The organism is uncultured Dokdonia sp. (assembly GCF_947496725.1).
GTDB lineage: Bacteria > Bacteroidota > Bacteroidia > Flavobacteriales > Flavobacteriaceae > Dokdonia.
This window is the reverse complement of record NZ_CANMDS010000005.1, coordinates 225,509-239,954: the sequence shown is the minus strand read 5'-3', so window position 1 is coordinate 239,954 and position 14,446 is coordinate 225,509. Positions and strand designations below refer to the sequence as shown.

Here is a 14,446-nt window from a genome sequence, read left to right as displayed (position 1 = left end):
TCTACCTAATGGAGGTTATTATTTAAAATCTAGCAACTGGGTGAGTATATCCACATTTTGTGGCAATCTACCCACGTGCTGTAATTTTATAGCCGCCAGTGACAGCGCCACTTTGAGACATTTTCTGATATCATACTCTCTTATGTAGGCAAATAAGAATCCACTCCAAAAAGCATCTCCTGCTCCCGTAGCATCAAGTATTTGCTCAACTCTTGCCGCTGGCTCAATAATCATTTCTGGAGGGTGATTTTTACGCTTTCGCGAAAGCTTAACCCCTTCTGATCCTAAGGTGAGACAAACAAGCTCTACCCCAAAATCATTATGGAAGAAATCAAAAATAGCCTCGTGACTTCTTTTCTCACCAAAAAGGCGCTCCATATCATCCTCACTTATCTTCACGAGCGGGTTATATGAGCAATACTCTCTAAAGGTTTTTATAGCCTTCTCCCTATTAGGATAAATACGAGGCGAGTAATTAAGATCTATACTAAGTGTACAACCAGCTTCGTAAGCTTTTTTTGCTTTGGTTAAAATTGTAGTTCTTGCAGGCTTCTTACTTAGGGCAAATGCTGTGGTATGAAAAATAGTAGTTTGCGCTAGCAAAGCATCAGGCACTTGAGCTTCTGAGATCTTAGTGTCTGCATACCGATAAGGTATAAAATCTGGTGTGCCTGTAGTTTTTGACACAAAAATCACACTCGTAGGATTTTCAGGATCTGTCGCTATGAGATTTGTCTGCACACCATTTTCGGTAAGTTTATCTTTAATGTAAACGCCTAGCCCATCATCTCCTATGGTAGCGGCAAGTTTTACATTCATACCCAGTCGTGCGAGATTCATCGCTACATTAGTAGGACTACCTCCTAAGTACCTGTGGTAATCACGTGTTTTATCTATACGTACTTCTTTTTGATGGCCTATAAAATCTATAAGTACCTCACCTACACATAAAATATCTAAGTCTCTTTTCACCTAAATCTAATTTTTAATTAAATACTTTTTCTGGATCTTCAAGGTTATCTAGGGCTGCTCTCAATTTAGGATTCAGCAATGAAAGCCCTAATTGATAACTAGCATTCATCCACCCAAAACCACTAGTTGTTATATAATCAAACTCGGTCCCCACGTTACCATACTCTGCAAAAACTTTATGCGTTGCAGATACGACATCGTACTTCTCAGGTATAACCCCATTATAGTCTACGGCATTTCTAGTAATCATCCACAACCACCTGTACACAAGCTCTTGTAATTCTTTATCAAAACCATATGCTTTAAGTCCTCGCCATATCATCATCTGGTGCGGAGCCCAGCCGTTAGGATAATCCCACTGGCGCTGTACTGCTCCTTCTGGGATGATTGTATTCATAGCGCGACTTGTACCTGCTACACCTCCCTTTTCTTTAAGATCCATCATAAGACGTCTTACGGTCTTCATTGCTTTATCATTATCTAGCAGACCTGCCCATAATGGAAAGTAATTTGAAGCACTTTCAAATTCAGTTTTCTGCTTTGTGACAAAATTATAATCAAAGTACTGGCTCTTATTTTCATTCCACATAAGGGTATCTATACGCTCCTTGCGAGCTAGCGCACTTTCTTTATAATATCTAGATTTTTTGCCTTTGAAGTCACCCGCAAAATAAGTAGCAATGAGGTACTCAAAGTCTATCTCATACTTATATAATAAACTATTAAGATCTACCGTGTTTAGATCTGCACACACATCGTCAAGTCGCCACGAGGTATCGTGACCGCTCTCACGTAAACTTCTATCGTGTGTAAAGTAACGATCTAACTCAGGTAAGTCTAGACCTCCATTTTGATAGTTACTCACCAGTTCTTCTATACTACAACCTTCTTTCTTTGCCACAACGGCTAGATGCTCATCAAAATGACCTTCTTCTGTCTCTGGCGGCACTCCTACACCTTGTGCATAATAACGATTGAGACCATTATCTGTATATCTAGGCGCTCTCATCCATACACTTTCATACTCTTGTATTGCAATAGCTAGAACACTTGCAAGCCACTCCTTACCTAGGCTTGAATCTTTTTCAAAAGTTTCTCTTATAAACGAACTCAAAAATGGAGGCTGTGCACGAGTGAGATAATAACTCCTATTTGCATTTAATATCTTACCATAATGTGTGATTTGATAGCAAAAATTATCAATCATAGCTTTAGCTAGATCTACACGGTTATCTAGCAGTAACCCTACACCTTCAAAATAGCTATCCCATCCATACATCTCATTAAACCTTCCTCCAGGCACTACAAACGGAATTCCGTTTTTACCCTCAAGACCCAATGCCAGAATGCCTGGCTTCTCATTTATGGACTTAACATACTCTGGAGTAATCTCTAGAGGAAGCACCACAACCTCTAGATTAGGAAAATCTGTCTTTAGATTATTATAATATGCTACACCCTCTTGATCTGTTCCAGGCACATACATACGTTGTACGCTATCTCCAGCTTTTGTGTCTGTGAGGATATTTGCAAGCCCCTTCTTATCTATTGTACGTGTGAGGTCGTCCCAGAAGTAATCACGTATCATTCGGTTAATGCGGCTAGTGGGTTGCTCCTCTATTTTCCACAAAGGAATTATAGCTTCGGTTTTACTAAGCGCTCTTTCTAAAGCGAGCTCCTGTAAAAAATTAGAAAGATGGTAGGTTCCTTTTATAGTATACGCTTTCGCGAAAGCGTTATCATCTCCATACAGAGCAATGTCAAACTGCTTAGGCCCTTGATCTTCTACTGTGATTTTCTTATCTCCATCTGTGTCTTCTTGCTCTAGCAAGTGACTAAGTGTTTCCTTTATATTACCCTTGAAGTACATCTTTTTCTGTAAGTTTTTTAAGAATAAAGTAAAATACAAGTAACACCGTCATAGGAATAAGTGTAAAGTAGAAAGCATTTTCTGGACCTTTTGTTTCAAATAAATATCCTATAATCCTACTACCAAACGTCCCTCCCAGTGCCGAAAATATCACTATAAGCCCTGTCATAGGGCTGTGTACTCTCTTAGGTAACGCACTTAAGACAACAGAGTTGAGCAACGGATAAATAGGTGCTATAAACAACCCTACTAATGGAAACGCAAAGCCTATAGCTGGTATGTCTCTTAATGAACTTATCTCACCCACATTGAGGCCAACGGTTTTAGGCAATACAAACACTACGAGGAGCATTGCTCCTATTGTACAGGCAGAGAGGACATAAATCCAAGATATTTTACGAGTGAGAACACCTGCCAGTAATCGTCCAGCAGCTAGAGATAACGCAAGAATACTAGACATCATAATCCCTAAATTTTCAGTTAGGCCTAACACTTTATTATTAAATGTAGGTAACCAGGACATTATACCTTGCTCTATCATTACAAATAGAAATGCACTTATAACAAAAACGATAATGAGCAATCTTGCTAATAACTTAAACATCTCAAGAAAATCTTCTTTAAGATCTGCACCAGGTATCTCTGCTTCTTTTTCAAATTTGGTAAATAATAAGATAATAAAAGACACCGCAGAGAGTGCTGCTAGTAGCCAGTAAACGTTAAGCCACGCGTCTGGTTCACCTTCTGTATTAAATGCAGGAAAAAGAAAATAAGCAAGCGCAATACCTACCATAAAAAACCCTTCTATAGAACTCATTAAACTATTATGCTCTTTTGTAGAGTTAGTCACAAGACCTATGGTAGAGTAAACAGAAACTTTTATGAGGGCAAATGCAGCCCCTACGGTTGCAAAAAGAATCTTTGCCGTATCAAATGTGTTCCCATAATACATAGCGATACACGCTACGGTTACCATAGCTAGACCTATGAGCATTGCCTTTTTATATCCTATTCTAGGTAAAAAGGAAGCAATAGCAAATGAGACAATAGCTATAGGCAAATCCTTAAATGCTTCTAGCACACTTGCCGTAGTTTCATCTACACCATAATTGTTGAGCGACTTGAGTATAACAATACCCACACTATTAAGAAGAATAGCAAAGACAAAATAGTTGAGATACAATGAGAGTTTTACACCTATATGTTTCATAAAAAGGGATTAAAGTATGAAAGCACCAGCGCGAGCCAGTGCTTTCAGTTGGGTATTAACCACTTATCAGCCTCAAACGCCATATGATTATTGGATTTAATCTTATGAACAAGATGCTGTAAATCTTAGCAATAATGGGACAGTTTTATAACTGTCATACAGTTCTTTTATAGTGGCTCAAGAAAAAGAACTTCTATTGTTCTACTAATATACTAATAAGTTATTAGTATATCATAATTTAGTTCATATCTGTCACCGCGGTAGACACAGACTTTTTCATACGCAAAGCTAAGAGTGCAGCAATAATAAAAAAGACACCGCCAAACAATATTGCATTAACAGCACTATTACCTAGTAAATTCTTTATAATAGGACCGAAGGTAACAGTCTGGATAAGCATAGGAATAACAATCATCATATTAACTATCCCCATATAAACACCTCTTTTTTCTTCTGGAATAATTTTAGAAACCATTGCATATGGAATGCCCATCATTGCAGCCCAACCTATTCCAAAGAGCAACATAGGTGCAAGAAGCGCCCATTTGTTTGTAATAAAAGGCATACTCAACATTGCAATAGCAGAAAAGAAAAGACAAATTACATATACATTGCGTGACCCATACTTTTTTGCAAAAGGGACTAATGCAAGGGCCACAATCATAGTAATAAAATTATACGTCCCATTCATTAATCCAGTTTGGGCAAGCGCCTGTTCTGAAATGGCTTGAAAATTCTGAGCAAAAGCAGTATCTGCAGTAGATATTACTTCTCCTGATTTGCAAGCCTCCATAATCGAATTAAAACGGGCATCATCATCATTTGCAAGGCCAAAAAAGGATGTACGTAGCATAGGAGTTATAAATTGCCAGTAAACGAAAAGTGCATACCACTGAAAAAAGTAAACAGCTGCAAGTTTCCACATCATTTTAGGCATCTTACCTATAGCACCTGCTATCTCTCTGAAAGGTTCTGAAGCCCTACCTGCAAATGTAGAATCCTTTCTTTCTCTCTTAATTTCAGATAGTTGCTCTTCAGAAGGTGGAATTTCAGGGGTTTTCCACACTGACCACAAGATGGTACCTACTGATGCAACAGCACCTAAGAAGAACGAATAATAAACCCAAGTTGGAATAGCAGAAATAGTTTCTGTAGCCGTTGTACACAAGGCTGTAGTTTCTCCAGAAGGAGAACCAAACCAATCTTGAAATAAGAATAACGAAAAATTTGCTATTGTTATTCCTGCTCCAACAAAAAGGCTTTGCATCTGATAACCATAAGTAAGCTGGTCATCATTAAGCTTATCACCTACAAAGGCTCGATAAGGTTCCATTGCAGTATTGTTTGCTGCATCAAGTATCCACAGAAGACCAACAGCAAACCAAAGGCCTGGACTAAATGGAAAAGCAAAAAGACATAAACTACCCAGTAGCGCGCCTATTAGGAAAAATGGTTTTCTACGACCACCCCATTTAGGCAACCAAGTTTTATCACTTATCGCACCTATAATAGGCTGTATTAATAAACCGGTAACTGGACCTGCTAAGTTGAGTAATGGTAACTCTGCGTGATCTGCACCTAGAAAAGAAAAAATAGGGTTAATGGCAGTTTGTTGGAGCCCAAAACTAAATTGAATTCCAAAGAAACCAACATTCATATTCCAAATTTGCCAGAAGGACAAGTTAGGTTTTTTGATACTACTGAGTATTTTGTTCATAAATATGCTGGATTTTAATTATGATTCAAGACAGTAATATCCGCAAAAATATTAAGATAACATTAAGTGTCTGTAATTTTAAGGATTTCGCAATTCAAACATCAATTATGGCTATTTTTTTAACGCATCGATATTTCGCTTCAAGCCAGAAAATTTGGTTCGCTTTACAGCAGATTTTCTAAATATTTCTGAGAACACCTCTTGAGTTATTTCTTCCCATTGTTTTTTATCATAAGTGAGCAGCTTAGGGTTTGGGTTAAATAACGGCTCACTATGTGCTTTTGAAAATCGATTCCAAGGGCATACATCTTGACATACATCACAACCAAACATCCAGTCATCTAGTTGACTCTTTGCATACTCAGGTATTTCATTTTTAAGCTCTATCGTAAAGTAGCTTATACATTTACTACCGTCTACCTTATACGGCTCCACAATGGCCTGTGTGGGACAAGCGTCTATACAAGCAGTGCAGCTCCCACAGTGATCTGTAACAGGTGTATCATACTCAAGGTCTAGGTCTACCACAAGCTCTGCAATAAAATAAAATGACCCTGCCTTTTTTGAAATTAAGTTACTGTGCTTACCTATCCACCCCAGACCACTCTTTGCTGCCCAAGCTTTATCAAGTATAGGAGCGCTATCTACAAAAGCACGGCCCTGCACCTCTCCTATCTGTTCTTGTATAACGTGCATAAACTCTTTGAGTTTATCTTTTATCACAAAATGATAATCACGGCCATAGGCATACTTAGAGATTTTATAAGACTCCTCATTCTGCAACTCGTGAGGGTAATAATTAAGTAGGAGTGATATTACACTCTTAGACCCTTCTACAAGTTTTGTAGGGTCAAGGCGCTTGTCAAAGTAGTTTTCCATATACTGCATCTCGCCGTGCATATTTTTATTGAGCCAAGACTCAAGACGAGGCGCTTCTTCTTCAAGAAAACCTGCTTTACTTATACCGCAAGACATAAAACCTAAGCGTTGTGCTTCTGCCTTAATAAATGCTGTATGTTTTGATCTATTCTCTATCACCCTATCTTGCAGTAAACTCTAAGATTGCATTTTTTGGCTTAAGGGTAATGAGCGGTAATAGTTCTATAGGTGTGTTTATAGGAGTGATTTTAAAACGGGATACCATTTCGGTAACCGCAAGAATCATTTCATACATTGCAAAGTTATTACCTATACACATTCTAGGTCCCGCCCCAAATGGGAAATAGGCATCGTGATACATCCCCGCATTTTCATCAAATCGAGTAGGGTTAAATTGTAATGGATCTTCCCAAAAATCGTCGTGCTTGTGAATCTCAATACACGAAAATAATAAATTAGAACCTACCGGTATCTTCATCCCATTATATTCATCTTCTTCAATATTTACTCTGTCTATGAAGTAAGCTGGTGGGTAAAGTCGCATTGTTTCCTCTAGCACTTGCTTAGTGACTGTACAATGTCTTAAAAACTCGTTTAATGATGTTGAGTTCGCTTTCGCGAAAGCGTATTCCTCATAAATTTTATCTTGCCATTCTGGATGTCTTGCAAGTAATGAGGCGGCAAATGTAAGCGCATTTGAGGTTGTCTCGTGACCCGCTGTAAAGAGTATGAGAATCTCATCTATGAGTTGCTCATCATCCATACCTGTGCCATCCTCATAAGTAGACTCCAGAAGCATATCTAGTAAGTCTCCTACCTTTTGTTGTGATGCTCGACGTTCTTCTACGAGTTCCATAAGTATATCACGCGCCTCTTGAGTAAGAGCCAGGTGCTTGTCTATAGGTCCAGCATACTTAAAATACCAAGATTTATAAGGTTGTCTCAACTCTTTTACGAGCATCTTTTGCGCTTGCTCTGTAATATATTGCAGGCGGTTTATCTTTTTACGATCTACCTCGGTCTGAAAGAGTGACTTTGCAACTGTGTTAAAAGCAAGGTCATTAAATATCTCAAATACATCAAACGCCTCTCCTGTTTTTATGTTTTGTAACTCCTCCTTTATTACTGTATGCATAGCTTCTATAAGCTGTGCAAGCTGCTTTTTATGAAAGGCTGGTTGTATGAGTTTTCGTTGTTTTTTCCATAGAGAACCTTCTGAGGTTAAAAGTCCCTCGCCTACATACTTTGCAAGATCTTTAGTCTGAATGGGTGACTTTGTGTAGTTGCGCTGGTTTTTTTGCAAAGCATACTTTGCGAAGCCTGGATCTCTAGAGAAGACAACTTCATTACCAAAGCCCAACTGCAACTTAAAGGTATCACCCTTACTCTCAAAATTATCGTGATGAAAAGGAAGCGGATTCTTTAAAATACTCCCAGCATTTGCCAGAAACTTTAAAACCGAAACTGCTGGAATATCACTAGACATAGGGTGCTTTTATATAAAATTTTAAAATAGAATGTTCCTAAAACAGACCTCCCTGCACGGGGCCTTTTACTCTACCTAGATGCTTGTATGCATCCTCTGTAACTTCACGTCCTCTTGGAGTACGCATAATAAAACCTTGCTGTATTAAAAAAGGTTCATAAACCTCCTCAATGGTTTCGGCGCTTTCAGAAACGGCAGTGGCAAGTGTAGTGAGTCCCACAGGCCCGCCTTTAAACTTATCTATAATAGTAGCTAGTATTTTATTATCCATCTCATCCAGCCCGTGAGCATCTACGTGAAGTGCTTCAAGGCTATACTTAGCAATCTTAATATCGATACTACCATTCCCTTTTATTTGTGCAAAATCACGCACTCTACGCAATAAGGCATTTGCTATACGAGGTGTACCACGACTTCTACCGGCTATCTCTATAGCAGCTTCCATAGAGATAGGCACTCCTAGTATACTAGAGCTGCGCTGTACGATGGTTGTAAGAAGCTCTGTTGTATAATATTGCAATCTACTAGATATACCAAAACGTGCGCGCATAGGCGCTGTAAGAAGTCCTGAACGTGTAGTTGCTCCTACGAGTGTAAAAGGCGCAAGGTCTATCTGAACGGTACGTGCATTTGGCCCCGTCTCAATCATTATATCTATACGATAATCCTCCATAGCCGAGTATAAATACTCTTCTACTATAGGACTAAGTCTATGTATCTCATCTATAAATAGCACATCACGCTCATCTAGATTAGTAAGTAATCCAGCGAGATCACCAGGCTTGTCTAGAACGGGGCCAGAGGTTATCTTAATATTTACCCCAAGTTCGTTTGCCAGAATATTTGCAAGGGTAGTTTTACCAAGACCTGGAGGACCGTGAAAGAGGGTGTGATCTAATGCCTCTCCTCTAAGATTTGCCGCTTGTACAAAAATCTTGAGATTTTCAAGCACTTGATCTTGTCCCGCAAAGTCGTCAAACGACAAAGGTCTTAACGCTTTCTCAATATCTACTTCTTCTCTTGAGTAACCTTCATTTGTAGGATCCAAGTGCTCATTCATACGTCTAGGTGATTTCTATCAAAGATAAGAAATTGTCTTGTTTGAAACTTTACAGCCACCTTCCATTTAAGACTTATAAAGGATAATGTTACGCTTTCGCGAAAGCGTAAAACTAAAAAACCCACTCGTTAAGAATGGGTTTTAAGTAATCATAAAAGTATGATTTATGTTATGACATCTCTAGTGATGCATTTCTTCTTCATTGTCTTGAAGTGGAACTGTTTGCGGCACATAGTCTTGACCAGCAATAACATAATCTGACTCATCTTTATTCAATTTAGAATAATCATATGGCCAGCGGTGTACTTCAGGAATTGCACCTGCCCAGTTACCGTGTATATGCTTGTGATCTGTTGTCCACTCTAATGTGTTAGATTTCCAAGGGTTCTTAGAACCTACTTTTCCATAGAACATTGAGTGTATGAAGTTGTATAAGAATACTAGCTGTGCAGCCGCTGTAATGAAAGCAAAAATAGATATCGCTTTGTTTACATCTACAAGATCATCGAAATATGGGAAAGCTGAGTTTGTATAGTAACGTCTAGGTAATCCTGCCATACCGATAAAGTGCATTGGGAAGAAAATACCATAAGCTCCAATAACTGTAATCCAGAAGTGAACGTAACCTAGGTTCTTGTTCATCATTTTACCTTCAAACATTTTTGGGAACCAGTGATACACACCTGCAAAAAGTCCATATAATGCAGAGATACCCATTACTAAGTGGAAGTGAGCTACTACAAAATACGTATCGTGTACGTTTATATCTAACGTTGAATCTCCAAGTATGATACCTGTAAGTCCACCAGAAATAAAAGTAGAAACTAATCCTACTGAGAAAAGCATACCAGGGTTGAACTGAAGGTTACCCTTCCACAAGGTTGTGATATAGTTAAAAGCTTTTACAGCAGATGGAATTGCAATTAATAGGGTTGTAAATGTAAATACAGATCCCAAGAATGGGTTCATACCTGAAATAAACATATGGTGACCCCATACAATAGTTGATAAGAATGCAATTGCTAAAATAGAAGCAATCATCGCTCGGTAACCAAATATAGGCTTACGTGAGTTTGTAGATATTATCTCTGATGAGATACCTAGTGCTGGTAATAATACAATGTATACCTCAGGGTGACCTAAGAACCAGAAAAGGTGCTCAAATAATACTGGTGAACCACCAGAGTTATGTAATACTTCTCCTCCAATATAAATATCAGATAAGAAGAATGACGTACCAAAGCTTCTATCCATAATAAGCATTAAAGCTGCAGATAAAAGAACTGGGAAAGAAACCACACCGATAATAGCAGTCACGAAAAAAGCCCATATTGTAAGTGGTAATCTTGTCATAGTCATCCCCTTTGTACGAAGGTTAAGTACTGTAACAACATAGTTAAGTGAACCTAATAGTGATGATGCAATGAATATTGCCATCGCTACTAACCACAATGTCATACCCATTCCTGAAGCAGGTATACTGTTAGGTAGTGCAGATAATGGTGGATAGATAGTCCAACCTGCTGCTGCTGGTCCTGACTCTACAAATAATGATAATACCATTATTACAGAAGAAAGGAAGAAGAGCCAGTAAGATACCATATTAAGGAATCCAGAAGCCATATCCCTCGCTCCAATCTGAAGTGGAATCAATAAGTTACTAAAAGTACCACTCAGACCTGCTGTAAGTACAAAGAATACCATTATGGTACCGTGTATAGTAATAAGTGCAAGATAAATGTTTGGATCCATTACACCGTCTTTACCCCAGTCTCCTAAGAGTACTTCATAAATAGTAAATTGGTGATCTGGCCAAGCCAGTTGTAAACGGAATATCAATGACATCCCAATACCTATAATACCCATTACCAAACCAGTAATCAAATACTGCTTTGAGATCATCTTGTGATCAGTACTAAAGATATATTTCGTTATAAACGTTTGCTCGTGGTGGTGCTCGTGATCATCGTGACCGTGATCTGCTGTTGCTGCGTGTGCTGCCATACCTAGATTCTTTAGTTAATTTTTCTTTTTCTTTTTTTATTCTTGAGCTGCTGCTATAGAGCTGCCAAATGTTTTTTGAGTTGCAATCCAAGCGTCATATTCTTCTTGAGTTTCAACAACAATCTTCATCTGCATATTATAGTGCGATGCTCCACAAATCTTATTACATAGCAAGTAATAGTCAAATTCGTCATAAGAATCTATAGGGCCGTCTCCTGCCGCTATAGAAGCTTTATTTTTTTCTTTTCTAATCTCTTTGATAGTAGCCATCTTATCTTTCATATAATCCGTATCACGAATCTCTGCAGTAGTTTTAGATGGAGTAAAAGAGAATTGAGTTATCATACCTGGTACAACGTTCATTTGCGCTCTAAAATGAGGCATATAAGCAGAGTGTAATACATCTTGAGAACGTAACTTAAAGATTACCTGGCGTCCTACTGGAAGGTGAAGCTCTGTTGTAATTTTATCATCCATTGCATCAGCATCACTTTCATCAACACCTACTGTGTTTGCTCCTTCAATGAAACGAACATTTGCGTTACCTAAGATATTATCCTCTCCGGCATAACGTGCTTGCCAACCGAAACGCTTTGCATATAATTCTACAACTATAGCATCCTCGTCCTCTTCAAAGTTCATTATATCTGACCAAGTAAAAAGACCATAGATAATAAGACCTGCAAGAACTATTACTGGAATAATAGTCCAGATAAACTCTAACTTATCATTATCTGCATAGAATAATGCCTTTTGACCTTTCTTACCTGAGTACTTATATGCAAAGTAATGAAGTAATGCTTGTGTGATTACTTGTACGAACATTATAAGTGCAAGAGAGATAAATAACAAGGTGTCATAATCTGCTCCGTGCTCAGAAGATGGTTCTGGCAAATAAAACTTACTGTAATTCCAGAAACAGTAAATAGTTATGGCATATAAAAATGTGATAAACATCAACATCAATTTACCATTGATTCTGTTGTCTTTATCGTCTGCTACTTGAGCATTTTCACTATTGGTCTTCTTATTAAACTGAGATAGTTTAAAAATCTTTGACATTTGCCAAAGTGTGACTACAAATAGAATTACTACGATGAGTGCTAATAAACCTGTCATTGCTTTCTAACTTCTTTAATCTATATTCTAATAGTGAAAGTGTTTACTTTCTTCAATAAGCGGATTACGCTTAGGCTCTAAAGGACGTTTTGTAAGTGAACTGAAAACAATCAGTACAAACAATCCAAAGAAGAACATAAGTGATCCTATTTCTACAAATCCAAACGACCAAGCCTGTCCTACTGTACCTGGCATAACCATATTGAAGATGTCTACATAGTGACCTAATAAGATTACTATACCAGCCATTACTACAAACCAGTTAACTCGTTTGAAATCGCTATTCATTAATATTAATAATGGGAAAAGGAAATTCATAACTAACATACCAAAGAATGGTAAGTTATAATCTTCAATACGTTGTATGTAATACGTTACCTCTTCTGGTATGTTTGAGTACCATATAAGCATAAACTGTGAGAACCATAAGTACGTCCAGAAAATACTGAAACCGAACATAAATTTAGCAAGATCGTGTATGTGGCTATCATTTACACTCTGTAAGTAACCTGCACCCTTAAGTATCATAGTTATGAGAGCGATGGTAGTTATACCACAAACCATCATACCTGCAAGTACGTACCATCCAAAGAGAGTACTAAACCAGTGAGGATCGATAGACATAATCCAATCCCAAGACATCATTGACTCAGTGTATAAGAAGAACACTAAGAATGCTGCCGCAATTTTAAATGACTTTTTATGTGATTTGTTATCAGATGCTTCATCCTGCTCTTTTGAGAACTTTACAGCAAAGAATCTGTAAATATTCCATCCAGCAATAAAAATTGCAGCTCTAATAAGTAACCAAGGCACATTTAACCATCCTGATTTACCAGCAATAAGCTTATCATAGTTATCACTTGCTGGATCAGTAATTCCATCTGCCATCCAGTGGAACATATGGTTAAAATGGAATCCAGATAATGCTAGTAAAACAAACATTATTATACTTCCAGGTAAAAGATATCCTGTTATACCCTCCATCACTCTAAGTAATAAAGGCGACCATCCAGCCTGAGCAGCATATTGTACTGCGTAGAATGCAAGACACCCTAGAGAAATCATAAAGAAGAAAAAAGCAGCGATATAAACAGCAGACCAAGGTTTATTTTGGTAACCTGCTAGTAAGTGCTCATTATGCTCTTCTTCGGTCATTACGTGACCGTCTTCTGCGTGTGCATCATCGGTTGCTACGTGGTGTGTATCTGCTTCGTGAGCATCTGCAACTGTTGCATCTCCGTGACCACCTCCGTGGGCATCACCTGCGTGCATTGCTTCAATATCTGCTATTGTCTTTGGTAAGAAAACGTAATCTACAGCAAATAGGACAAATCCTACTACCATAAAGATAATCGCTGATAATTTTAAGTTTTTAGATAATGTGTACATATCTTAAATATCGGTTGTTCCGTTAGTTATTAGTGTTCGTTACCTGCTGCATTCATTGGCTCAGACTCAGGACCTGGTATAGCATCTACTGCACCTTCGTTAAGATCTGTATCAATCTTACCCTCTGTCATTTCCTCAATAATTTCTGCTGCTGTAAACGCTCTCTCAGGTTTTCCATCTAATGCATCTTTAAGACCCATTACGTAATGATCAACCATCCAAAGTTCGTCTTCCGTCATCTGCGATGCATAAGATCCCATAGAGTTAATACCGTAATACATCACGTGGTATACACTACCTTCAGTGATAGCTCTACCAGCATCGTTATATGCAGGGACCCCTAGTATTTTCTCTCTTTTTGCTAATGTTCCTTTTCCGTCACCTTTTACACCGTGACAGATACCGCAGTAAATGTTATATAATTCATTACCCTTAACATAATTCCCCTCTGTATAAGGTAATGGGTTTTTCAGTTTCGCTTTCGCGGAAGCTTTTCCTTCAATAGTATTTTCATAATCATATGGTAACCACCCTCTCATCACCGAGCCTTCTGCCGGTTTTAAAGCTTCATACCCTTCAGGAAACACCTCATACTTACCGTAAGTTTCATAGCCTACAGATACGTACATATTAGGCATATACTGATAATTAGGTTTATTATCATCTTGACAAGAAATCATACTGCCAAAAGCGATAAACAAAACAGCTATTTTAAATATATTCTTCATTGCGTTGAC

11 protein-coding genes are annotated in these 14,446 nt (G+C 38.1%); all 11 read right to left on the bottom strand.

Translation table 11 applies throughout. From position 1 onward, the window contains the following. Positions 1-18: 18 nt before the first annotated feature. Complete coding sequence (locus tag Q0948_RS12320) at positions 19-972, bottom strand: carbohydrate kinase family protein (RefSeq protein WP_298353134.1); 954 nt, start codon at positions 970-972, stop codon at positions 19-21. Positions 973-985: 13 nt separating this feature from the next. Next, complete coding sequence (locus Q0948_RS12315) at positions 986-2,842, bottom strand: trehalase family glycosidase (protein ID WP_298353131.1); 1,857 nt, start codon at positions 2,840-2,842, stop codon at positions 986-988. Continuing rightward, positions 2,826-4,052, bottom strand: coding sequence for a sugar MFS transporter (locus Q0948_RS12310; RefSeq protein WP_298353127.1), 1,227 nt, complete (start codon positions 4,050-4,052; stop codon positions 2,826-2,828). Before Q0948_RS12310 ends, Q0948_RS12315 begins: the two co-directional genes overlap by 17 nt. Positions 4,053-4,290: 238 nt before the next feature. After that, positions 4,291-5,769, bottom strand: a complete 1,479-nt coding sequence (locus Q0948_RS12305) for an MFS transporter (RefSeq protein ID WP_298353124.1) — start codon at positions 5,767-5,769, stop codon at positions 4,291-4,293. 111 nt (positions 5,770-5,880) lie between these two features. Further along, positions 5,881-6,804, bottom strand: a complete 924-nt coding sequence (gene queG / locus Q0948_RS12300) for a tRNA epoxyqueuosine(34) reductase QueG (protein ID WP_298353382.1) — start codon at positions 6,802-6,804, stop codon at positions 5,881-5,883. Positions 6,805-6,808: 4 nt separating this feature from the next. Then, complete coding sequence (locus tag Q0948_RS12295; protein WP_298353122.1) at positions 6,809-8,134, bottom strand: cytochrome P450; 1,326 nt, start codon at positions 8,132-8,134, stop codon at positions 6,809-6,811. Positions 8,135-8,171: 37 nt separating this feature from the next. Next, positions 8,172-9,194, bottom strand: coding sequence for a Holliday junction branch migration DNA helicase RuvB (ruvB, locus tag Q0948_RS12290; protein WP_298353119.1), 1,023 nt, complete (start codon positions 9,192-9,194; stop codon positions 8,172-8,174). A 180-nt stretch (positions 9,195-9,374) separates the two neighbouring features. Continuing rightward, the gene (locus tag Q0948_RS12285; RefSeq protein ID WP_298353116.1) at positions 9,375-11,198 is read right to left on the bottom strand and encodes a cbb3-type cytochrome c oxidase subunit I; all 1,824 of its coding nucleotides are present in this window, start codon (positions 11,196-11,198) and stop codon (positions 9,375-9,377) included. 36 nt (positions 11,199-11,234) lie between these two features. Further along, entirely contained in the window at positions 11,235-12,317 is a 1,083-nt protein-coding gene (locus Q0948_RS12280) for a cytochrome c oxidase subunit II (RefSeq protein ID WP_298353113.1), read from the bottom strand. A gap of 27 nt (positions 12,318-12,344) precedes the next feature. Next, a complete protein-coding gene (locus Q0948_RS12275; protein ID WP_298353111.1) occupies positions 12,345-13,709 on the bottom strand; it encodes a quinol:cytochrome C oxidoreductase in 1,365 nt (454 codons plus the stop codon). Between the two features lie 29 nt (positions 13,710-13,738). Further along, entirely contained in the window at positions 13,739-14,437 is a 699-nt protein-coding gene (locus Q0948_RS12270; protein WP_298353108.1) for a cytochrome c, read from the bottom strand. Positions 14,438-14,446: the final 9 nt, after the last annotated feature.

Bases quoted from the DNA above. Each gene is read 5' to 3' on its own strand.
- Q0948_RS12315 (WP_298353131.1), bottom strand. From the start codon at position 2,842: ATGTACTTCAAGGGTAATATAAAGGAAACACTTAGTCACTTGCTAGAG.
- Q0948_RS12310 (WP_298353127.1), bottom strand. From the start codon at position 4,052: ATGAAACATATAGGTGTAAAACTCTCATTGTATCTCAACTATTTTGTC.
- Q0948_RS12305 (WP_298353124.1), bottom strand. From the start codon at position 5,769: ATGAACAAAATACTCAGTAGTATCAAAAAACCTAACTTGTCCTTCTGG.
- Q0948_RS12295 (WP_298353122.1), bottom strand. From the start codon at position 8,134: ATGTCTAGTGATATTCCAGCAGTTTCGGTTTTAAAGTTTCTGGCAAAT.
- ruvB (WP_298353119.1), bottom strand. From the start codon at position 9,194: ATGAATGAGCACTTGGATCCTACAAATGAAGGTTACTCAAGAGAAGAA.
- Q0948_RS12285 (WP_298353116.1), bottom strand. From the start codon at position 11,198: ATGGCAGCACACGCAGCAACAGCAGATCACGGTCACGATGATCACGAG.
- Q0948_RS12280 (WP_298353113.1), bottom strand. From the start codon at position 12,317: ATGACAGGTTTATTAGCACTCATCGTAGTAATTCTATTTGTAGTCACA.
- Q0948_RS12275 (WP_298353111.1), bottom strand. From the start codon at position 13,709: ATGTACACATTATCTAAAAACTTAAAATTATCAGCGATTATCTTTATG.
- Q0948_RS12270 (WP_298353108.1), bottom strand. From the start codon at position 14,437: ATGAAGAATATATTTAAAATAGCTGTTTTGTTTATCGCTTTTGGCAGT.